The organism is Microbacterium sp. A94, from assembly GCF_051842855.1.
Lineage (GTDB): Bacteria > Actinomycetota > Actinomycetes > Actinomycetales > Microbacteriaceae > Microbacterium.
The window spans coordinates 275,302-296,166 of record NZ_JBPXMU010000004.1 but is presented as its reverse complement, the minus strand read 5'-3'; the positions used below and the strand labels follow the sequence as shown (position 1 = coordinate 296,166).

Annotated in this window: 19 protein-coding genes; 8 read left to right on the top strand and 11 right to left on the bottom strand. The window is 65.1% G+C overall.

The genetic code is table 11. The annotated features are described in order from the left end of the window. Positions 1 to 3: 3 nt before the first annotated feature. Both rph and murI read right to left on the bottom strand, forming a co-directional pair. Positions 4 to 741 (bottom strand): ribonuclease PH, encoded by a 738-nt coding sequence (rph, locus tag ACSU1L_RS12665; protein WP_438255146.1) that lies wholly within the window; start codon positions 739 to 741, stop codon positions 4 to 6. Then, positions 734 to 1,603, bottom strand: coding sequence for a glutamate racemase (gene murI, locus ACSU1L_RS12660; protein ID WP_439256030.1), 870 nt, complete (start codon positions 1,601 to 1,603; stop codon positions 734 to 736). Before murI ends, rph begins: the two co-directional genes overlap by 8 nt. Before the next feature lie 64 nt (positions 1,604 to 1,667). Between murI and ACSU1L_RS12655 the strand changes: the two genes are divergently transcribed. Then, entirely contained in the window at positions 1,668 to 2,993 is a 1,326-nt protein-coding gene (locus ACSU1L_RS12655; RefSeq protein WP_439256029.1) for a nicotinate phosphoribosyltransferase, read from the top strand. A 6-nt stretch (positions 2,994 to 2,999) separates the two neighbouring features. Here ACSU1L_RS12655 and ACSU1L_RS12650 read toward each other — a convergent pair whose 3' ends face one another. The 3 genes from ACSU1L_RS12650 to ACSU1L_RS12640 are packed head-to-tail and all read right to left on the bottom strand — an operon-like array spanning position 3,000 to position 6,175. Next, positions 3,000 to 3,266 carry a DUF3039 domain-containing protein gene (locus ACSU1L_RS12650; RefSeq protein ID WP_438255143.1) on the bottom strand — a complete coding sequence of 89 codons (267 nt, stop codon included), beginning with the start codon at positions 3,264 to 3,266 and terminating at the stop codon, positions 3,000 to 3,002. A 51-nt stretch (positions 3,267 to 3,317) separates the two neighbouring features. Then, on the bottom strand, positions 3,318 to 4,847 hold the full coding sequence (locus tag ACSU1L_RS12645; protein ID WP_439256027.1) for a hypothetical protein: 1,530 nt from the start codon (positions 4,845 to 4,847) through the stop codon (positions 3,318 to 3,320). Positions 4,848 to 4,858: 11 nt separating this feature from the next. Further along, the gene (locus tag ACSU1L_RS12640; protein ID WP_439256026.1) at positions 4,859 to 6,175 is read right to left on the bottom strand and encodes an ABC transporter ATP-binding protein; all 1,317 of its coding nucleotides are present in this window, start codon (positions 6,173 to 6,175) and stop codon (positions 4,859 to 4,861) included. Between the two features lie 13 nt (positions 6,176 to 6,188). On the opposite strand from ACSU1L_RS12640, the gene ACSU1L_RS12635 reads away from it, so the two are divergent. The 4 genes from ACSU1L_RS12635 to ACSU1L_RS12620 all read left to right on the top strand — a co-directional run bounded on the left by ACSU1L_RS12635 (position 6,189) and on the right by ACSU1L_RS12620 (position 8,785). After that, entirely contained in the window at positions 6,189 to 6,428 is a 240-nt protein-coding gene (locus tag ACSU1L_RS12635; RefSeq protein ID WP_439256025.1) for a hypothetical protein, read from the top strand. Between the two features lie 236 nt (positions 6,429 to 6,664). Then, positions 6,665 to 7,357: an NTP transferase domain-containing protein gene (locus ACSU1L_RS12630; RefSeq protein WP_438255140.1), complete on the top strand. Its 693-nt coding sequence runs from the start codon at positions 6,665 to 6,667 to the stop codon at positions 7,355 to 7,357. Between the two features lie 93 nt (positions 7,358 to 7,450). Then, a complete protein-coding gene (locus ACSU1L_RS12625; RefSeq protein WP_438255139.1) occupies positions 7,451 to 8,404 on the top strand; it encodes a hypothetical protein in 954 nt (317 codons plus the stop codon). A 75-nt stretch (positions 8,405 to 8,479) separates the two neighbouring features. Further along, entirely contained in the window at positions 8,480 to 8,785 is a 306-nt protein-coding gene (locus ACSU1L_RS12620; protein ID WP_439256024.1) for a hypothetical protein, read from the top strand. 21 nt (positions 8,786 to 8,806) lie between these two features. Here ACSU1L_RS12620 and ACSU1L_RS12615 read toward each other — a convergent pair whose 3' ends face one another. Beyond that, a complete protein-coding gene (locus ACSU1L_RS12615; RefSeq protein WP_438255135.1) occupies positions 8,807 to 9,073 on the bottom strand; it encodes a helix-turn-helix domain-containing protein in 267 nt (88 codons plus the stop codon). Between the two features lie 484 nt (positions 9,074 to 9,557). Here ACSU1L_RS12615 and ACSU1L_RS12610 point away from each other — a divergent pair, with 484 nt between their 5' ends. The 3 genes from ACSU1L_RS12610 to ACSU1L_RS12600 all read left to right on the top strand — a co-directional run bounded on the left by ACSU1L_RS12610 (position 9,558) and on the right by ACSU1L_RS12600 (position 13,233). Beyond that, on the top strand, positions 9,558 to 11,264 hold the full coding sequence (locus ACSU1L_RS12610; protein ID WP_439256022.1) for a DUF222 domain-containing protein: 1,707 nt from the start codon (positions 9,558 to 9,560) through the stop codon (positions 11,262 to 11,264). A gap of 155 nt (positions 11,265 to 11,419) precedes the next feature. Continuing rightward, the gene (locus tag ACSU1L_RS12605; RefSeq protein WP_438255132.1) at positions 11,420 to 13,018 is read left to right on the top strand and encodes an acyl-CoA carboxylase subunit beta; all 1,599 of its coding nucleotides are present in this window, start codon (positions 11,420 to 11,422) and stop codon (positions 13,016 to 13,018) included. After that, positions 13,015 to 13,233 carry an acyl-CoA carboxylase subunit epsilon gene (locus ACSU1L_RS12600; RefSeq protein WP_438255130.1) on the top strand — a complete coding sequence of 73 codons (219 nt, stop codon included), beginning with the start codon at positions 13,015 to 13,017 and terminating at the stop codon, positions 13,231 to 13,233. The genes ACSU1L_RS12605 and ACSU1L_RS12600 overlap by 4 nt, the downstream gene beginning before the upstream one ends. 91 nt (positions 13,234 to 13,324) lie before the next feature. Here ACSU1L_RS12600 and ACSU1L_RS12595 read toward each other — a convergent pair whose 3' ends face one another. The 5 genes from ACSU1L_RS12595 to ACSU1L_RS12575 form a co-directional block, all read right to left on the bottom strand. After that, a complete protein-coding gene (locus ACSU1L_RS12595; protein WP_439256021.1) occupies positions 13,325 to 16,327 on the bottom strand; it encodes an alpha-mannosidase in 3,003 nt (1,000 codons plus the stop codon). 96 nt (positions 16,328 to 16,423) lie between these two features. Then, positions 16,424 to 17,623 carry an ROK family transcriptional regulator gene (locus ACSU1L_RS12590; RefSeq protein ID WP_439256020.1) on the bottom strand — a complete coding sequence of 400 codons (1,200 nt, stop codon included), beginning with the start codon at positions 17,621 to 17,623 and terminating at the stop codon, positions 16,424 to 16,426. Positions 17,624 to 17,960: 337 nt separating this feature from the next. Next, positions 17,961 to 18,965, bottom strand: coding sequence for a hypothetical protein (locus ACSU1L_RS12585; protein ID WP_438255127.1), 1,005 nt, complete (start codon positions 18,963 to 18,965; stop codon positions 17,961 to 17,963). Next, positions 18,962 to 20,191: an ATP-binding protein gene (locus ACSU1L_RS12580; protein WP_439256018.1), complete on the bottom strand. Its 1,230-nt coding sequence runs from the start codon at positions 20,189 to 20,191 to the stop codon at positions 18,962 to 18,964. Before ACSU1L_RS12580 ends, ACSU1L_RS12585 begins: the two co-directional genes overlap by 4 nt. Continuing rightward, positions 20,181 to 20,843 carry a response regulator gene (locus ACSU1L_RS12575; RefSeq protein WP_439256017.1) on the bottom strand — a complete coding sequence of 221 codons (663 nt, stop codon included), beginning with the start codon at positions 20,841 to 20,843 and terminating at the stop codon, positions 20,181 to 20,183. Before ACSU1L_RS12575 ends, ACSU1L_RS12580 begins: the two co-directional genes overlap by 11 nt. Positions 20,844 to 20,865: the final 22 nt, after the last annotated feature.

Below are 20,865 nucleotides of genomic sequence, written 5' to 3'. Positions count from 1 at the left end.
CCGTCACTCCCCCGCGAGGGCAGCGAGCTGCCGTTCCTTCAGATCGGCACAGCCGTTGACACCGAGCTCGAGCAGCGCATCGAGTTCGCGCTTGTCGAACGGCGCGCCCTCGGCGGTGCCCTGCACCTCGACGAACAGACCGCGGCCGGTGACGACGATGTTCATATCGGTCTCTGCGCGAACATCCTCGACATATGCCAGATCGAGCATGGGCTCACCGTCGATGATGCCGACCGAGACAGCTGCGACCGAGTCCAGCAGCGGAGTGGCGTTCTTGCCGATGAACTTCTTCGTACGGCCCCACTCGATCGCGTCCGCGAGCGCCACGTACGCGCCGGTGATCGCCGCGGTGCGCGTGCCGCCATCTGCCTGCAGCACATCGCAATCGATGACGATCGTGTTCTCGCCCAGCGCCTTGGTGTCGACGACGGCGCGCAGCGCCCGACCGATCAGGCGCGAGATCTCGTGGGTGCGACCGCCGACCTTGCCCTTGATGCTCTCGCGGTCGTTGCGGCTGTTGGTCGCCCGGGGCAGCATCGCATACTCGGCGGTGACCCAGCCCTTGCCTTTACCGGTAAGCCAGCGCGGAACGCCGTTGGTGAACGACGCCGTGCACAACACCTTGGTGCCGCCGAAGCTGATAAGAGCCGAACCTTCAGCGTGCGAGCTCCAACCCCGTTCGATCGTGATCTCGCGGAGCTGGTCAACGGAGCGGCCGTCCGCACGAACGATGTCAGTCATGAAGTTCCTTTGCATTGGAGATGCCGGCCTCGGCCAGCTCGGAAAGATCGGGAAGAGTGATGACGCCGGTCTGCACATGCTGGACATCGCGCACCTCGGCGCCCATGAGCCGGTTGGCCAGAGCGGTGAACTCCTCAGTGGATTCGCCGGTGGCTTCGTACTTGTACCGTGCCACAGCATCCGGAGGCGCGAGCAGATCACCGCGCATGAGCTGCCGGTACACGTCACCGGCGGTCTCATCGTCGCTGGAAACGAGCGAGACGCCCTCACCCATGACGTAGCTGATCGCGCCGCGCAAGAACGGGTAGTGCGTGCATCCGAGCACGAGGGTGTCGACGTCGGCTTCGCGCAGCGGCGCGAGGTAGTTCTCCGCGGCGGCGATCACCTCAGGGGTGCCGGTGATGCCCGCCTCGACGAACTCGACGAAGCGCGGGCAAGCGGCGGTGAACACGTCGAAACGCTCATCGACCTCGAGCATGTCCTGATAGGCGCGGGAACCGATCGTGCCGACCGTGCCGATGACGCCGATGCGGTTGTTGCGAGTCGTTGAAATGGCCCGGCGCACAGCCGGACCGATGACCTCGACGACGGGGACGTCGTAACGCTCACGCGCATCGCGCAACATCGCTGAGGACGCCGTGTTGCACGCGATCACGAGCATCTTCACGCCCTGGTCGACCAGCGTGTCGAGCACCTCGAGCGCATAGCGGCGGACGTCGGCGATGGGCTTCGGCCCGTAGGGCGAGTTCTGAGTGTCACCGATATAGATGAAGGATTCTCGGGGCAGTTGAGCCCGGATCGCGCGAGCCACCGTGAGCCCGCCGACACCGGAGTCGAAAATTCCGATCGGCGCATCGTTCATGACTCACCAGCCTACCCGCGCCCAGAAGTCATGGCGGCGTCGCCACGCTCACTAAACTGAGCGCATGAACTCGTCGACGGCTCTCCTGACGGACCGATACGAACTCACCATGCTCGGTGCCGCACTTCGCGATGGCACCGCAGCGCGCCCCAGCGTGTTCGAGCTGTTCTCCAGACGGCTCTCCGGTGGTCGGCGCTTCGGTGTGGTCGCTGGCACCGGGCGGCTGCTGTCGCTGCTGCGAGAATTCCGGTTCGGTGACGATGAGCTGCGCTTCCTCCGCGATAGCGACGTGGTGGATGCTGAGACGTTGAAGTATCTGGAGAACTACCGCTTCACCGGGTCGATCCACGGATACCGCGAAGGTGAGCTGTACTTCCCTGGTTCGCCCATCCTTACCGTGGAGGGCAGCTTCGCCGACGCCGTTGTGCTCGAAACGCTCGCGCTGAGCGTGCTCAACCATGATTCCGCAGTCGCGACAGCTGCCTCACGCATGAGTATCGCCGCCGGCGAGCGTCCCCTGGCGGAGATGGGCTCGCGCCGTGCGGCCGAGATGTCAGCGGTGGCTGCGGCCCGCGCCGCCTATATCGCCGGTTTCAGTGCGACCAGCAATCTAGAAGCAGGTCGCCAGTGGGGCATCCCCACGATGGGCACGGCAGCACACTCCTGGACGCTGTTGCACGACACCGAAGAAGACGCATTCCGCGCGCAGGTCGAAAGCCTCGGCACCGACACCACGCTGCTGGTCGACACCTACGACATCCGCACCGGCGTCGAGACCGCGATCCGCGTCGCCGGCACCGGCCTCGGCGGTGTTCGCCTCGATTCCGGCGACCTGCCTACAGTCGCCGCCGCGGTGCGCACACAACTGGACGAGCTGGGAGCGGTCAACACGAAGATCACCGTCACCAGCGACCTCGATGAGTACGCGATCGCAGCGCTGGCAGCATCCCCTGTCGACTTCTACGGTGTCGGCACGTCGGTCGTGACCGGATCGGGGTATCCGACCGCGGGTATGGTCTACAAGCTCGTCGCACGGCAGGATCCGAGCGGCGGCTGGGTCGCCGTGGCGAAGGCGTCGACTGACAAAGGGTCCAAGGGCGGACGCAAGGCAGCGTTCCGCACGCTCAGCGGCGGTACGGCCACCGCGGAGACGGTTGTCGTATCCGACGGCTTCGAGGCGCTCGGAAGCGCCGCAGAGTACCCGGATTCGCGGCCGCTGCAGGTCAATCTCGTCGATGGCGGCGAGATCGACAGTTCCTACGAGGGTGCTGCGGGTGCGGCATCCGCTCGTGAGCACCATATGAGCGTTCGCGAGGAGCTGCCCGTGCGGGCACTTGCGCTCAGCAAGTCGGATCCGGCGATCCCGACACGGTTCGTCGACGCCGGGTAATCGGCCTCAGCCGACCATCGACTCGTAGATCTCCTTGCAGGTCGGGCAGATCGGGAACTTCTCCGGATCGCGTCCCGGTGTCCACTTCTTGCCGCACAGCGCGCGCACCGGCCTGCCGGAGATCGCGGATTCGAGGATCTTGTCCTTCTTCACGTAATGGGAGAAGCGCTCATGATCGCCCGGTTCGACGTTCTCCTCCTTGAGAAGTTCTTCCAGTTCGCGATCAAGTGTTGCAATGCCGCCTTGATCGGGGCTGTCCAGCGGAGTACTCATAGCGCCGATTCTAACTGGCATCGCGACGTCGCGGGTCGCGGATGCCGTCTCTCACGCTGTCTCGACGAACTCCATGAGCCGTTCACCGCTGCGGTCGTAGATCCGTCCGCCGATGACCGCTCCGACTCCGAGAATGACGATGCCGGTGCCGATGCCGACCCAGAAGGTGAGCGGGTTGTACACCCCATCGGCTATTACCGTCATGATGAACAGCCACAGGGTGGGTGCGCTGACCACGATTGCGCCCATGAAGGCGGCTGCAGGTCCGAAACCGCCACGGGATGCTGATCGCTGCGGTTGCTCGAACGGGCTGTCCCCGGGACGTGAAACCGCGTACGGCGAGACGACAGAGGAGATGCTGGACAGTCCCAGGCCCGAGAGGAAGAGGCTGGCGGCCAGTCCGATCATCGGCAGCAGCAGGTACCAGCTTTCGACCGTGGCCAGCGTCAGGGGGATGGCGATCGCCAGCACCGGAAGCGCGACCAGAAGGATCGGAGCGAGTCGGCCGAGTCGATCGGACAGTCCGCGCACACCGCTGGCCACATGCGTCCACAGTGCGGTGGAGTCATAGGCGACGTCGTTGTGTGGCAACCAGCCGAAGAACAGCGCCATGAGTGGAACGGGGACGAGCGCTGCCAGGTACAGCGGCACCCCGGCGACCAGCAACGGGAACACCGTCAGTACACCGGCTATCGGCACGATGACGAAGTTGACGATGTAGCGGCGATCGCGCAGCCAATAGATGAGGCTCCGCGCGGCGACTGCGCCGAGGGCGTTTGCAGGCAGCAGAGCGAACCAGCCGAGGCCGGAGCGCTCACGAGACGTTACCGGGCGGTCGGTGGTGGTCAGCAGGCGTCGAACCAGCCAGGACCACAGCATCCACAACCCGACGAGTGTCACGACGGAGAGGATGGCGGTGATCCAGATTCCGAGGGCGTCGCCGCTTGCGACTGCCAGCGGGAAGGCTACGAGCGCACCGAGCGGGGTGAAGCCGACGACGTCTGCGATAGCGGAGAGTGCTTCAGGTGCCTGCTGGTCCCATTCCAGCGAGGCGAAGAAGACCGCGGCGGGAAAGGCGACGACGACGAGAATCAGAACGAACAGCGCCGTCAGTTCACGCGAGCGGCGTTCAGGAAGAAGCAGTGCGCACACTGCCATTCCGATCCGAGCGGCAACGGTCGGCGCCAACAAGCGCACGACGCCCACTGCGGCTGCCAGCGGCCACGGGATACCGAGCTGAATGGTGACGATGGTGGAGCACACGATGATCGCGAGCAGTGCGAACGAGGGCACGCTGACCAGCGAGGCAAGGGCGAGGATCCACGGCATCTGCCGCTCGCTGACGCCGAAGACACCGAAGCGCCGCGGGTCGAGCTGATCGGTGGCACCGGTCAGGATCGGTCCCAGCAGGAAGCCGAGGAAGATCGCCGCGCCCCCGAGCACGAGCACCGTACGCGCGACGGGCAGCGGGGCATCGCCCAGGCTCAGGATGGCGGTGCAGACGGCAGCCGTCGCCGATACGAGAATGATGAAACCGATGACGGTGCGCACAGTCCGCTCGCCACGAAGCGCGCCGAGCATCAACGCGACTCTCAGTCGGAGAACGTGTGCAACCATTCCAGGCCCTCCACCTCGCCGATGCCGCCCGAGAGTTCAACGAAACGAGACTCAAGCGTCTGCCCAGCGCGCACTTCGTCGACTGTTCCTTCGGCCAGCACCTCACCGCCGACGATAATCGCGACACGCGAGCAGACCTGCTGCACGAGGTCCATGCCGTGGCTGGACAGGATGACCGTGCCGCCGTGGGAGACGTAAGCGCGGAGGATGTCGAGGATCACAGCAGAGGACACGGGGTCGACGGCCTCGAACGGCTCGTCGAGTACGAGAACGCGTGGTGAATGGATCATGGCCCCGGCCAGCATGATCTTCTTGGTCATACCGGCGGAGTAGTCCGAGACGACCCGGCCGACGGCGTCGACGAGATCGAAGGCGCGCACCAGGTCGGCGGCGCGCTTCTCGATCACATCGGCGGAGAGTCCGCGCAGCAGACCGTAGTAATGCAGCAGCTGACGCCCGGTCAGTCGATCGAAGGTGCGCAGACGATCGGGCAACACACCCATGACGCGCTTGGCGCCCTGGGAGTCAGCGGCCTGGTCGATGCCGCACACCACCACCTCGCCCTCATCAGCACGCAGCAGTCCCGCCAAGATCGACAGCGTGGTCGTCTTACCCGCGCCGTTCGGGCCGACGATGCCGTAGAAGCATCCGGTCGGGATCGTCAGATTGATGTTGTTGACAGCGCGGTGGTCACCGAAGTCCTTGATGAGTCCGCGGATCTTGACCGCGTCAGTGGCGGATGCCGCGCCGACGGCATCTGCTACGACCGCGGTGAGGGCCTCAACAGCGTCGGATGCTGTGTCTGCTGCGGTTGCGGTATCTGCGGCCTGTTCCGAGGCTGGCTCGGCCGGCTCGGAGGCTGACTCGGCCGCCGGCTCGGCCGCGGGTTCCGTGGCCGGATCTGCGGCGGGTTCGGATTCGGCGAGCTCCGCAGCAGATTCGGGTTCGGCCGGTGCTCGGACTGCGTCGGCGATGGGGGCCGCGGCATCGGCGGCCACGGCGGACTTCGCACGGGGCTTCCGCTTGGCCGGCGTCTTCTCGGTGGCAACCTCGAGTGCGGCATCCTGCTCGGGAGCTTCGACGACGGCGTCGTTTGCGACGGCATCCGTCTTCTCAGCAGTCTTGGTCGCTTTCGCCTCGTCAGCAGCCTGCTCGGCTGCCTTAGCGTCCGCTGCCCTTTTCGCCGCGGCAGTCTTGGCTGCCGTCGTCTTTGCTGCTGCGCTCTTGGCCGAAGCGGTCTTGGATGCTGCTTTCTTCGCCGCCGTCTTCTTCGCCGCGGATTGCGCTGCCACAGTCTTCGCCGCGGTGGAGGACGTTGCCGCGGTCGACTTCGCAGGCGAGGACTTCGCCGCGGTCGACTTCGGGGTCGACTTCGGGGTCGAGGACTTCACAGTAGAGGCGTTCGATGACGACTTTTTCGGAGCGGCAGCCTTCGCCGAGGTCGTCGTGGATGCTGGCTTCTTCGCCGCCGTCGTCGAACGCGCTTGCGCCGCCTTCACCTCGGCAGATCTTGGCGCACGGGCGGCGGTCGCCTTTTTCTGCTGATCAGCACGGTCATCGCGGGGAGAAGTCACTGTCTTACGCTATCAATCGGGATGGACTTTCTCCGGATCGAGCGAAATAATTGCCACCTGTGCATCTGGTGTGTACCTGATCACGAAATGGCAACGTCGCCGTCATCCCCCGCGGGTTCCCAGGGGTCGTCGCTAGCATAAGGGCGGCACGAAGAAGTGTCTGGTCGATTAACCGACCGTGAACACAGATTCTTTTTAGGAGTATTCGTGACTCTTCAGACCGTCATTCTCGCTGCTGGCATGGGCTCGCGCCTGGGCCGTGCCCTGCCCAAGCCCCTCACTGAGCTCGGCGACGGCCGCACGATCATGCAGCAGCAGCACGAGAACATCCGCGCTGCTTTCGGAAGCGACGCCCGCATCACTGCTGTTGTCGGGTACCGCGCTGAGACCATCATCGAGGCCTTCCCCAACGTCAACTACGTTCACAACGAGCGCTACGACGAGACCAACACGTCCAAGAGCCTGCTGCGCGCTCTCAGCGCGACCGGCAAGGGCGGCGTGCTCTGGATGAACGGCGACGTGGTCTTTGACCCGCGCATCCTGGGACGTGCAATTGAGTTCATCGAGCGCGACCAGTCGTTCGTCACCGTCAACACCTCCAAGGTCAGCGACGAAGAGGTGAAGTACACGGTCACGGCCGAGGGCTTCATCAACGAGCTCTCCAAGACCGTCAAGGGCGGGCTCGGCGAGGCTGTTGGAATCAACTACATCTCCTCGACGCACAAGAAGGCGTTCATGCGTCAGTTGCAGCGCGTCGAGGACCAGGACTACTTCGAGCGCGGTCTTGAGCTCGCGATCGCAGAAGACGGTCTGCTGCTCGAGCCGATGGACGTCTCGGACCTGTACGCCGTCGAGGTCGACTTCGCCGAAGACCTGGAGCGCGCGAACCTCTTCGTCTGATCTTCATACTTCGCTGCACCACGCAGAGCCCGCCCCTTTTCGATGGGGCGGGCTCTCTGCGTTTTCCCGGACGGCGATTCTAAGATCAACATGATGGCTAAGAAGGTGCACACGATCCACTCCCTTCCCACGGATGCCCCGTGGGATACGGGAGTTCCTCCCGTCGGCTCCGACGAGCATCCGTTCACCGTGCGCGGGCTGGATCGCGTGCTGTCGATTCAGCGGCCCCTCGTGATCGCTCATATCCGCAGCATCCGCCTGCGCAATCCGGATGCCACGCCGGCTCAGCTCGTGCGTATTCTCGAACGTCGATATCTCGCCGCGGTCACCACCGGGGGCGCGGCGGTCGGCGCGACAGCGGTCGTCCCGGGAATCGGCACCGGAATCACGCTGGCCCTGTCGGGCGTGGAGACCGTCGGATTCGTGGAGTCGACGGCGCTGTTCGCGCAGTCGGTCGCCGAAGTCCACGGCATCGCCATCGAGAACCCGGATCGCGCGCGTGCGCTCGTGATGACGCTGATGCTCGGCAAAGAGGGCGTCGATCTCGTCGGCCAGCTCACCAAGCAGGCGACCGGACGAGGCGCGAGCCGCTCCGCCTACTGGGGCGAGCTCATCACGAAGTCGCTCCCGCGCGCGGCGGTCGGGCCCGTGGTCGATCAGCTCAAGACGATGTTCATGAAGCATTTTGCGGCGGCGGGTAGTGCGTCCTTCCTCGGAAAGGCACTGCCGTTCGGGCTCGGGGCGGCGGTCGGTGGAGCCGGAAACCATCTTCTTGGTCGTCGTGTGCTCACGACATCGCGGCGTGCGTTCGGCGTTGCCCCGGCCGTGCTGCCGGACGCCCTGGAACCGGTCGCAGGAGCTGAGAAGCTGGAATTACGGATGCTGCGTGGTGCGCGCTACGCCGGCGGCGCCGTTGCGGGTGCTGCCGGAAGCATCGCCCGAGGCGCCGGATGGATCGGGCACCAGGTCGGTTCCGTGGCACGGCGAAAGCCGAAGGCAACGGAGATCGAAAGTCTCGACTCCTCCTCCACAGATAGGGATTCTTAGGACTTATCCCCCGCCCGCGTAGCATGTCCATCTCCGGGCGAACTGGCGTCGGATGCCACTCCTACCGTGGCGGGCATGCTGAGACCGCTAGATCTGACCGAGCTCCCGCCTCCACCCGCCTACCGTGTTCCGTGGCGTGTGCTGCGCAACGATCCGGAGCATCCGATCATCGTGAACGACGGACGGGATTCCGCGGATTTTGTGCGGGTATTTCACGACGATGATGGTGCCACCGGCCCGCCCCAGCTGTGGGGGCAGGTACTTCCGGCAGAACAGATCGAGCTGTGCCTGTGCGCAGTCGACACCGACAACGCGACGGTTACTCTCGCGTGGTTCCGCCAGGCTGACGGGCTGGAGTACGTCTGGAGGTTCGTTGTCTGAGGATGCGCGGTCGCGCAGCGACTATTCGCCTTCGCGGCGGCGCAGCTCACGCCGGAAATCTGCCTCGGAGTACGGTTTCAGATCTTCAGGGAGATCTGACGCGGTGAGCCCTTTCAGGAAAACCGTGGGCTCAACCTCGAGTGCAGTCGCGAGCTGGATCAGCACGAAGAGCGTCGGGTTACCGTTGCCACCCTCGATCCGGGCTAGGTGCGACACGTCCATGTCGGCACGCTCGGCGAGCTTCGCCCGACTGATCGTCGCTTTGGAACGCAATTCCCGAACGAGCATTCCAACATGCTCAGATGCTCGAGACCGGGGCGCTTTCATCCTTTAAGCATCCCGGCGCTAGGCGCTCCTTCCGCAGGCCTATAGCCTTGGGCTTATATGCCATCGTCTGGCGTGCCTGTTTTGATCTGGTTCTTCTCGATCTGTCGCGTCCTTACGCATGGGTATGTCGTGAACCAGAAGTCCGTCTTGTGAGCAGTCTCGGATCATTTCGATTTCTCCACGGTCGATGAACCCCGCGGGCTCCGGCTGGGACAGGGTCCGCGAAAGACCCACTCCTCGTGCGGCTCGCCGAGATCCTCGTACGGCTGAACGAACTGTGCGCTGACGACGACTTCACCACAGGTCAACTCGCAGAAGCAGTTCCTCGAATCACCCGATCTGACGGATGCCGTCACCGGCGCCGTGCTGAGCAATCAGGACACGAACAACCGCATCGCCTATCGTAGATTAAAACGAATGTCTGAGGTCAATGCCAGTATGAACTATGGCAGTTTTCAGCGACGTACTCGACCTGATCCCCGCGTTGCGGGGACAGTGCGCTGGTGTCGCATGCACGTTGCCCATCGAACTGAACGCCATGGATGACGCGGCGATCGTCGCCACCCTCACCGAAGCCACCGAACTCGTCAACCAGCTAGAGCAGATCCGACTCGCAGCGAGCGGCGTCGTTGCCGTCCGGTCATCACGCGGGACGGGGCATTCCGGACTCGCACAGTCGCGTGGTCGTCGCAGCGCGAGCGCGCTGATCCAAGACATCACCGGCTCAACCCGTGCCGAAGCTCACCGCATGGCGCGGGTAGGCCAGACGCTCCTGTCCGACGGCCAAGCAGATGCCAAAGGCTGGGCCACCGGCACTGGCACCGGCCCTGGTGAGCCTGGCTCTTCTAGCTGGCTCGGCGGACCGGGCGAAGCACCGAACTATGGCAACGGCGACGCGGCGACACCTGGTAACAATGCCGGGACGGGAAGCGGGAGCAGCACTGGGGCTGGCGCTGGAGATGGCGGGGATGACCCCACCATCTCGTGGGGCACCGATGACGGCAGCTCAGGCAGCGAAGACGCTCCGAGCAGCGACGGCGCGTCCCAGCCGACACCTCCCCCACCCAATTGGCACGCACCATTGAGCCGAGCGCTGCTGAACGGCGCTATCACTGGCGCGCAACACGACGTGATCCGTCGCGGCCTGGGCGAACCACCGACGATTGATCGTGCAACGCTCAACTCACCCGAAGATGCCGCGAGACTCGAAGAGACGTGGCGCGAAGCATGGCAGCTTGCCGCCGAACAGCTCATCACCGAAGCAGCGGATCGCACAGTCGAAGAACTCGGCTCCACTGCGCGGATGATCCGCGACCAACTCGACCCCGAAGGCGCAGCCGCTCGCTTCGAAGAGCGCTACGCGAGGCGCTCATTCCGGCTCTGGACCGACGCCGACGGCGTGCACCACGGCAGTTTCATCTTCGACGACGATGCAGCCGCCCTCGTCCGCACGATCCATGACGCAGCCCTTCGCCCACGCCGCGGCGGACCGCGCTTCATCGACTCCGATGAACGAGCCGCAGCAAAAGACCTCGCAGACGACCCGCGCACCAACGATCAACTCGCGCACGACCTCATGATCGACGTGCTGCGCGCTGGCGCGCTGGCCGATGCGAAAACAGTGTTCGGCGTCCGGCAGGCCGGATTGCGGCTGGTGCAGACCCTGAACTCCGACGGCACCCACGGCCCTGCCCACACCGAGGACGGCGTGACACCAATCCCCGCGGCGTTCGCTGCACAACATGCATGCAACATCGGATTCATACCGATCAGCGTAGACAGCGACGGCAATCCACTCGACGTCGGCAGAGAACAGCGCCTGTTCACGACGAAACAGCGCATTGCGCTCGCGATACGCGACGGCGGTTGCCGGTGGAAGGGATGCGATAGACCCGCCTCCTACGGCGAAGCCCACCACATCGATCATTGGTCAACTGGCGGACGCACCGACATCGACCGGGGCATACTGCTGTGTCGATTCCATCACCTGCAACTGCACAACGGCGGCTGGTCGATCACACGAGATCCGGACGGCGACTTCGTGCTGCACGATCCATCCGGCGGCAGTCGCATACTCCATCGAAGACTCGCCCTCCGCTATGCGTTCAACGACATCGATCCACCGCCACGACGATTCCGGCGAGTCGCATGAACTGTTCGCGTGCGGCTTCCGGTGCAAATGCAGAACACTCGAACTCGACGAATCCGATGCGTACATCGTTTTGCATCGGATGGGTGGAATCCTGCAAAGGATCCGGCAACCCATTGTGCGAGGCATCCAACGCCCGGCGCCATCCCCCTACTAGTGTGGAATCCGTGACGGACACTCCTGACCTCTTTACCACCGCCGGCAAGATCGCCGACCTCCGCGCCCGCTATACCGAGGCCGTGGTCGACGCTGAAGAGGTCGCGAAGGGGAAGCAGCATGCCAAGGGCAAGATGACCGCCCGCGAGCGCATCGAATGCCTGGTCGACCCGGGCAGCTTCGTCGAGTTCGACGAGTACGTGCGCCACCGCACCACCGCGTTCGGCATGGATCGCTCCCGCCCCTACGGCGACTCCGTCGTCACCGGCGTCGGCACGATCCACGGCCGCACGGTCGCCGTCTACTCGCAGGACTTCTCCACCTTCGGCGGCTCGCTCGGAGAGGTCGCCGGCGACAAGATCATCAAGATCATGGAATACGCCCTCGCCGGTGGCATGCCCTGCATCGGAATCCTCGACTCGGGCGGAGCGCGCATCCAAGAGGGCGTCGTCGCCCTCGGCAAGTACGGCGAGATCTTCCGCCTGAACACTCGCGCATCCGGTGTCATCCCGCAGATCTCCATCATCATGGGGCCGGCCGCGGGCGGCGCCGTGTACTCCCCGGCTCTCACCGACTTCGTCATCATGGTCGACAAGACGAGCCAGATGTTCGTCACCGGCCCCGACGTCATCAAGACCGTCACCGGCGAAGACGTCGGAATGGAAGAGCTCGGCGGCGCATACACGCACAACACCCGCTCCGGCGTCGCGCACTACCTCGCCGAAGACGAGGACGACGCGCTCGACTACGCACGCACCCTCCTCAGCTTCCTGCCCGACAACAACATGGCGGAGCTCCCCTCCTACGAGGGCGTTTTCGAGTTCGAAACCACGGATGCTGATCGCACGCTGAACACGATCATCCCGGACTCCGCGAACCAGCCCTACGACATGCACACGGTCATCGAGCACGTCGTCGACGACGGCGACTTCCTCGAAGTTCAGCCCCTGTTCGCGCCGAACATCCTCATCGGCTTCGGTCGCGTCGAAGGACGCACCGTCGGCATCATCGCCAACCAGCCCTCGCAGATGGCGGGAACCTTGAACATCGAAGCCGGCGAGAAGGCCAGCCGCTTCGTCCGCTTCTGCGACGCGTTCTCCGTCCCGATCGTCACCCTCGTCGACGTTCCCGGATACCTTCCCGGCACCGACCAGGAATGGACCGGCGTCATCCGCCGCGGCGCGAAGCTGCTCTACGCCTACTCCGAGGCGACCGTGCCGCTGGTCACCGTGATCCTCCGCAAGGCCTACGGCGGCGCGTACATTGTCATGGGCTCCAAGCAGCTCGGTGCCGACGTCAACCTTGCCTGGCCGACCGCCGAGATCGCCGTCATGGGTGGCCAGGGCGCCGTCAACATCCTCTACCGCGGCGAAATCCGCAAGGCGGAGGAAGCCGGCGAAGACGTCGCAGCAGTGCGCACACGCCTCGCCAACGAGTACACCTACAACGTCGCATCGCCCTTCCTGGCTGCGGAACGCGGAGAGCTGGACGGCATCATCGAGCCGGCCAACACCCGAGTCTCGATCGCCAAGGCGCTGCGCTCGCTGCGCGGCAAGCGCGAGGAGCTGCCTCCCAAAAAGCACGGGAACATCCCGCTGTGACCGATCCCGATCACGCACCCGACGTCCGAATCATCCGCGGCAACGCGAATGAGGAAGAACTCGCCGCCCTCATGGCGGTCGTCACTGACGCGTATGAGCGCGAAGCAGCGGATGCCGTCGCCGAAGAGCCGAGCGTGTCCGCATGGCAACGAACCCAACGCCCGCTGCGCAAGCCGCTGCGGCGTGACATCCCGTGGGGACGATTCTCGGGCTGATTCCGCCCTTCGACAGGCTCAGGGATCGGTGCCAGGCTCAGGAATCGGCGACAAGCTCAGGCTGATTCCGACGCACCTGGAGCTGGCCGGTTCAGCCGACGAGGCGTGGCGCGGCGAAACGCAGCGTGACGAGCTGGAACGGGCGCAGCGTGAGATCGTCGCCATCAAGCGCCACAGCATCCACTTCGCGCTCCAGCAGATCCGTCTCGCACACCCGGTCGAACTCGAACGACGTCGACAACTTGGCCGATGCACGACCGCCGTGCGCCTCGTAGAGTCGAACGATCACATCTCCGCTGCGATCCTCGGCGAGCTTCACCGCTTCCACCACCACCGCATCCGACGACACTGAAACCAGCGGGGCGAAGCCATCCGCCCCGACGAGCGTGCGCGTCGGCAGATTCAGCCGATACCCCTCGTGCACGGCATCCGCAATTGAAGAATCCGGGCGAATACTGACCCGGAAGGTGTGCTCACCTTGATCGGCGTCCGGATCGGGATACATCGCCGCCCGAACGAGCGAGAGTCGCACATTCGTCATCGTGCCACCTCCGGCACGAGGCGCGCGGGTGATGTCGTGACCGTACGTCGCGTCGTTCGCGATTGCAACGCCAAAACCTGACTCGCCGACATGCACCCACCGGTGCGCGACCGTTTCAAAGCGCGCCATGTCCCATGAGGTGTTCGCATGCGTCGGACGCCGCACGTGCCCGAACTGGATCTCCGAGCTGGAGTGATCGGCATGCACATCCAGCGGAAAAGTCAGCTTGAGCAGCTTCTGCCGCTCGTGCCAGTCCACCGTCGTCTCAATATCAAGCGCCTGCGCGTCTGCGGCCAGGGTCAGGGTCTGCGTGATTCGCGTGGCCCCCCGGCCGCGAACCACGCAGACGACTGCCGCAGTGGGATGCGCGCTGTGCTCGATCGAGACCACATCGGTCAGGTCGATGACATGACGGCGATAGTGCTCATCGATGTCCCAGGCATCCCATTGCGTTGGCGTGTCACGGTGCAGTTGCAGGAGGTTGCCCTTCTCCCCCGGTGCGATCGCGTCACGTCCGGTCGCACGGACGATGAGCGAACCGAGCAGCCCCTCCCCGTCGATGTAAACCGTCAGGTGTTCATTCGACAGCTCGAATCCGCCATCTCTGCGCACGACTGTCGCGGGCTTTGCCTCACGCCGCTCGGCGGCGGCGATCCCCATCGCGGACGCGCCGTCCTGCGCGTAGGGCCCGGCGTTCACAATCAACGCGGTCTCACCCTGACCGACGACTTTCTCCAGCGCCGTCGCGATAATCCGCTCTGTCGCCGCCAGCACTTCGGCGTAACGGCGCTCGGCCTCCCGATGCACCCACCCGATCGATGTGCCCGGCAGAATGTCGTGAAACTGCTGCAGCAGCACGGTCTCCCAGATCCCATCCAGCTCGTCATAGGGATACGTCCCGCCGCGCAATGCCGCCGCCGTCGCCCACAGCTCCGCCTCGCGCAGCGCATGTTCGCTGCGCCGATTGCCACGCTTCGTGCGCGCTTGCGAGGTGTAGGTGCCGCGGTGGAATTCGAGGTACATCTCCCCCGACCACACCGGCGGATTCGGATACTCCGCCTCCGCCGCGGTGAAGAACTCCGCGGGACTGGACAGCGTAACCGTCGGCGATCCCTCCAGATCACGCAGGCGCGTCGCCGCGGCCAGCATCTCACGGTTGGGGCCGCCACCGCCGTCGCCGTATCCGAACGGCACGAGCGACGTGTTCGCCATGCCCTTCTCGGCATATTGACGCTCGGCCCTGGCAAGCTCCGCCGCTGTCAGCTGCGCGCTGTAAGTGTCGACGGGCGGGAAGTGCGTGAAGATACGTGATCCATCGATGCCCTCCCAGAAGAAAGTGTGGTGCGGCATCGTGTTCGTTTCGTTCCACGACATCTTCTGCGTCAGCATCCACCGCGAACCCGCCGCGCGCGCGATCTGCGGCAGCGCCGCCGAGTAACCGAAGGAATCGGGTAACCAGACATCCAACGGCTCGACACCGAACTCCTCGATGAAGAATCGCTTGCCGCGCACGAATTGACGCGCCAGCGCCTCGCCACCCGGGAGATTCGTGTCGGACTCGACCCACATTCCGCCGGTCGGCACGAAACGGCCGGATGCCACCGCCTCGCGCACCCGCGAGAACAGCTCCGGCTGATACCGCTTCAGCCAGGCGTACTGCTGCGCCGACGAAGCGGCGAACACGAAGTCCGTCTCCCGTTGCAACGACAGCACGTTCGAGAAGGTCCGCGCGATCTTCCGCTGCGTCTCGCGCACCGGCCACAGCCAGGCCGAGTCGATATGCGCGTGCCCGACCGCATGTACGCGATGCGCAGAAGCGGATGCCGGTGATGAGAGCACGCCGACGAGCTCTGCCCGTGCATCCGCAGCCGAACCCGAGACATCGTCGGGGTCAGCGGCGTCGACCATTCGCTCCAGCGCGCGCAGGATCTCAGCGCGCCGCGGCGATCCCGTGGGCAGCTCAGCCATCAGCTGCACCAGCACACGCGCATCCTGCAACAGCTCCCACACGACGATGTCGCGCACGGCGATGTCTGCGCAGGCGAAGGTGTACAGCGGGTCGGTGCCGGCCGTCTCCAACTCTCCCAGCGGCGTCGGGAGGAAGTCGCGGAAGCCGTCGGCGACATCCGGGTTGGCTGCCGCCTCGAGATACAGCTCGAAGGACTCCCCCGGAGCCGCGTCCAGCGGTACGTGGGCGTTGCGCGGCTCCACCGCCTTGACGATCGTGCCGTCCAGCCGGTAGACAGTGCCCTCTGCTTGAAATCCGGGCTCGGCCGCGTTGAAGCCGAGGTCGAAGAGCAACTCGGCACCGGGTGCCTCCGGTACCGTTCCTGTCACTCGTAGCCACGTCGTCCCCCACGGACGGCCCCAGCGCATCCCTACGACGAACGGTTCAAAGACCTGACCTACAGCATCAGCGAACGGTACCGGCTCCCCCGGCACATCCCAGCTCGCTAAAGTCAGCGGCACCCGATCCAGGTACACATTCGGTAACAGACGCTCTTTGATGAAACGACGTACACGAGCTTCGATCAACACGGATGTGTCATGCATTCGGCAGCGAACTCCAAAGCGAAGGGATACCTAATAGTAAATCGATTAGATTTACTCCTGTCAAGAGCTTCGCAATACTCTGTCGTGCAGCTCGGCTCAGTGATCGAGAAAAAGAGCGGATGCCCGAGGCGACAGCACCTCGTCAAGCACCACACACCCTGCCCCCACCGCCGCCACATCGTCGCCGACGACAGTGCCGAACACCGGGAGATCACGGACCGCGCTCGTGGCGCTCTGCCGTTCCAGCAGCTTCGGCAACTCGTTCAGGTACTGCGCCTCAACGCGCGCCCAGAAAGGTCCGCCCAGCACGACGCGATCGACATCCAGCATGTTCGTCAGGCTCGAGATGAGCACCGACAGGTGCCCGACTGCTTCAAGGAGCACGGCCATGGCATCGGCATCCTTCGCCGCTGCGCGCGCACACAACTCCGTGAATCGGTCATCGACAAAGCCCGCATCGCTGCTGAAACGATCATCGGCGAAGACACCGGCCCGCTCGGCACGTTCGACGATCGCCTGCGGGGTGCAGACGACCTCGACGCATCCTCGCCTGCCGCATCCGCACTCCGGACCATCGGCATCGACCATGAGGTGGCCGACCTCGCCGACGTTGCGGGATGCACCGTGAACGACCTCGCCGTCCAGCACGAGTCCGGTGCCGATGCCGGTGCCCAGATATACGAACAGGAACGAGGCGTCAGCGGGACCTGCCCCGGTCCACAGCTCGGCAACCGACGCTGCGGTGGTGTCCTTCTCCAGAGTGACGCGGAATCCCGTCGCCTCGGCCAGGGCATCCCGCAGCGGCACTCGATGCCAGTCTCGAAGCTTCGGCGGGTCGATGACTGTGCCTCGAGCGGCATCCAGCGGTCCCGGCGTTGCAACGCCGATCCCGGAGATCCGCTCCCTCTCCACCCCGGAGCGCTTGATGAGGTCGTCGACCGATGCCGCCATCGTCTTGATGATCTGGCGCGGATCATTGGTCGGAGTGCGCCGCGTACTGCGCTGGATCACTGCGCCGGCAAGGTCCAGCAGCACGAACGTCATGACGGCCGGATCCAGATGCACACCGATCGACATCCGACTCGATGCGTTCAAACGCAACGTCGTGCGCGGCTTGCCCGGCCCCGCGATGACGCGACCGGCCTCTTCGATCAGGCCGTCATCCAGCAGCCGTCGGGTGATGTTCGTCACCGTCTGCGCGGAGAGCCCCGTCGCATCCGCCAGTTCGGTCCGGCTCAACCCCTCGACGGATCGACGGATCACCTCCAAGATCACGGACTGATTGAAGTCGCCCATCTTGGGAAGGTTCGTTCCACGGCGCCGCACACTCACCGCTCCATCATGACGCATGACCCGGAATTCTTGTCCCCCAAAATACCTACAGACAATTTGCTTGCGCTTCGACAGACTTGATTCAACGCTTCGCGTTCGGTCGGTCTCTCTGCCCCAGGGTAGGCAGACGCGGATCGACCATCCGCGGTCAGTTTTCGGGTAACTGCACCGCACACGGCGAGGGGCAGGCTGAACAGCCGCCCCTCGCCCATCTTTTTGCCTCAGCCGCGCTGCAGCCCAGCCACGCTGCAGCCCAGCCACGCTGCAGCCCAGCCACGCTGCAGCTCAGTCCAACAGCAGCTCAGTCGCGCTCGCGAGGAATCTCATGCCAAAGCCCGACGGTGTCCTCGTCGGAGGAATCGCCGGCACCCGATCGCCCCACCACGGTGACTGCGGTGCGCGCATCCTGCGCGGCACGAATGATCACGCGTCCGGCGTCGGCGCGCGAAATTACCTCCGCCAGTTCATCGCGGATCTCGGCGCGACGCAGCTCATCGAGTTCGTTCAGCCCGCCCTCATCGAACACGGTCACTGCCGAACCCCGAAGTCGAGCCTGTTGAATCGCGGTACGAACGGCGTCGTTGAGCAGACTCGCACCGCGAAGCTCGTCGCGCAGACGCCCCTCGGCAAGGCGGGCCGCAAGCTGTTCCTCCGGGGTGAGTCGGCCGTGCGAAGCCACCGTGCGCGCCAGGACCGGACCCGCTGTCGCCAGTGCGTACTGCACCCGAACGCGACGCTCCCGCTGGCGCACCAGCTGAGTTGCATGCCAGGCCGACACCGCCTGCTGAATATCTGCCAGGCGTTCGGTGTCACGCACCGCACGGTCCCAGAACAGCACCAGAAGCTGCGCGACCAGCGTCCACATGATCGAGCCGACCAGACCCAACTCCAGCGCGACGACGAATCCGAGATGCACTGCGGACGCCACCGTCAGCACCAGCAGTACCAGCCAGCCGGCAATCGGACGCCGCCGGACGATGCACACCACGGCCAACAGCCCCAGCGCACCGATGTACCAGGTTGCGAAGGGTTCGGTGCGATGCGTCGGCTGCAGCGAAGCACTCACCATCGTCGGAATCACGCTGCTGGCGACCACGGCGACCACGCCCCACCACAGCGGCATCCGGATCCCGCCCGAGGTCTCCATCAGCACGGTGGCCAGCATCACGATCAGGTAGAGCAGAATCGCTGCGACCATGACCAGCGGGGCCGTCGGCTGCACGATCCACCACACGGCACGAGCAGCGAAATAGACGGCGAATCCGACCGCGAGCGCGGTGGCGATGCTGCGCACAGAGCGGTTCATGGGCGCTCCCATCCGAGCGTGACGGTGGTTCCCACCGAGCTTGAGACGATGGTCGCGGTGCCGGCGACACCCGCCATTCGCGCGATGATGGACCCTCGAATGCCGAGGCGATCCTCGCCAATGTCATCCACATCGAAACCAGGCCCCGTGTCGGACACCGTCACCGAGAGCCCCCGCGCTCCGTAACCATTGACGATCAGATGCAGCCCGCGCCCCCGCGCGTGATCGACGGAGTTTCCGATGGCCTGACGTGCAGCCAGCACGACCGCTCGTGCGACCCGCCCCGGAATGGGACCGGCCGTCCCCTGCTCTTCGACGATCGCGTCGGCGCCGCGCTCGGACAGGGCCCGGCGCAGCTCGACGACGACCTGCGCGGTTCCGACCGGTTCGTCACTGCCTTCCTGGGCGACGCCGGCATCCGTGTTCGCGAGCCTCGTCAGCGCTTCTCTGGCCATCGAGACGGCGAGATCCCGACCCCGATCGGTGGCAGCGCGTTCGGCGGCGATGAGCGCGGCCAGCACGCTGTCGTGCATGAGCGCGGCGATCGCGACCCGCTCTTCTTCTGCCGCGGCAGCGGCCGCCGCCGCAGCGTATGAGGCCACGGCGCGGCCACGAGCATCATCGACGCCGGCTGCGACCGAGCGGAACATCCACCCGAGCGACAGTATGACGATGCCGAGGATGATCGTGAACGATACGTCGAACGCGGTCATCGTCCAGAACCGGCTCGTGAATTCGCCCTCGACCAGCCGCACATAGCCGTAGACCAGTGGCACCCCGAACGCCCAGACCAGCTGCAGCTTCATCGGAAAGGCGAGCATCGCCGCAGCGACCCCGACGTTGACCAGGAAGAAGATCCACGGCTGTCCGTCGCCGGCGCCAGCATCGATCACCAATGGCCACGCGGCAAGTGCGATCACGTAGACGATCGCAAACACCCCGGCCGAGACTCTGACCGCACGCCCCAGCACGCAGGCGGTGAGCATCGCGATCAGCGGCACGTAGACGATCGCGACGAGCGTCGTGTACCCGGGCGTCGCCCCCCGCGAAATACCCGCAGCGGCGGCAACCAGCGCTTGAACGCCGAGCAGAGCCGAACCGATCGCGACGACCGTGGCCAGGATGCGCTCCATCCGCTTACCGGTGAAACGCTCGAACTCCGTCTCGGCCGTGCCCGGTGAAGGGATGCGGCTCCACGCATCGCTGAGGGCGGTGTCAGCCGACACCCGTGAGCCCCTCGCCGGTGACGATGCCGTCTTCCATCGCGCGATGCAGCAGATCGATCTTGGTCCGCGCGGGGCGCCCGACCTCGACGTACTTCACACGCACCCGGTTGATGTTCTCCTTCGCCGTGGAGTATGCGACCCCGAGCCGCTCGGCGACGACCTTCAGCGGCAACCCGGTGGCGTACAGCCGGAGCACCTCGCGCTCACGGGCGGCCAGCTGCGCATCCGCGAACTCGCGGTCGCCCTCAACAGCGCTCGCCCACTCGACGTTATTCAGTGCGTCACCTCGGGCGACCGTGCTGATCGCGTCGAGGACGTCGTCCAGCGACGAAGATTTGCTCACGACACCGGCGGCACCGGCGGCCAGCGCCTCGCGCACGGCGGCCGGCCGATCGGCCACGCTGTGGATCACGACACTCGCCCCGTCCGAGACCAGCGCGGTCACGTTCTCGGTAACCGTCGTGCCATCACCGAGAGTCAGATCGAGCACGACGACATCGGCCGATGCCGCGCGCGCGGACTTTCGCCATTCGAGATACGACCCGACCGTGCTGCCGGAGAAGACCACGGATTGCGCCCCGCCCCGCTCGCACGCAAGCTCGAGTCCGAGGCGGACGGACTCGTGATCATCGATGAGTGCGACCCTGCTCATGAGTCCAGCCTATCGATCTGCT

Bases quoted from the DNA above. Each gene is read 5' to 3' on its own strand.
- rph (WP_438255146.1), bottom strand. From the start codon at position 741: ATGACTGACATCGTTCGTGCGGACGGCCGCTCCGTTGACCAGCTCCGC.
- murI (WP_439256030.1), bottom strand. From the start codon at position 1,603: ATGAACGATGCGCCGATCGGAATTTTCGACTCCGGTGTCGGCGGGCTC.
- ACSU1L_RS12655 (WP_439256029.1), top strand. From the start codon at position 1,668: ATGAACTCGTCGACGGCTCTCCTGACGGACCGATACGAACTCACCATG.
- ACSU1L_RS12650 (WP_438255143.1), bottom strand. From the start codon at position 3,266: ATGAGTACTCCGCTGGACAGCCCCGATCAAGGCGGCATTGCAACACTT.
- ACSU1L_RS12645 (WP_439256027.1), bottom strand. From the start codon at position 4,847: ATGCTCGGCGCGCTTCGTGGCGAGCGGACTGTGCGCACCGTCATCGGT.
- ACSU1L_RS12625 (WP_438255139.1), top strand. From the start codon at position 7,451: ATGGCTAAGAAGGTGCACACGATCCACTCCCTTCCCACGGATGCCCCG.
- ACSU1L_RS12620 (WP_439256024.1), top strand. From the start codon at position 8,480: ATGCTGAGACCGCTAGATCTGACCGAGCTCCCGCCTCCACCCGCCTAC.
- ACSU1L_RS12615 (WP_438255135.1), bottom strand. From the start codon at position 9,073: ATGCTCGTTCGGGAATTGCGTTCCAAAGCGACGATCAGTCGGGCGAAG.
- ACSU1L_RS12610 (WP_439256022.1), top strand. From the start codon at position 9,558: ATGGCAGTTTTCAGCGACGTACTCGACCTGATCCCCGCGTTGCGGGGA.
- ACSU1L_RS12595 (WP_439256021.1), bottom strand. From the start codon at position 16,327: ATGCATGACACATCCGTGTTGATCGAAGCTCGTGTACGTCGTTTCATC.
- ACSU1L_RS12590 (WP_439256020.1), bottom strand. From the start codon at position 17,623: ATGGGCGACTTCAATCAGTCCGTGATCTTGGAGGTGATCCGTCGATCC.
- ACSU1L_RS12585 (WP_438255127.1), bottom strand. From the start codon at position 18,965: ATGAACCGCTCTGTGCGCAGCATCGCCACCGCGCTCGCGGTCGGATTC.
- ACSU1L_RS12575 (WP_439256017.1), bottom strand. From the start codon at position 20,843: ATGAGCAGGGTCGCACTCATCGATGATCACGAGTCCGTCCGCCTCGGA.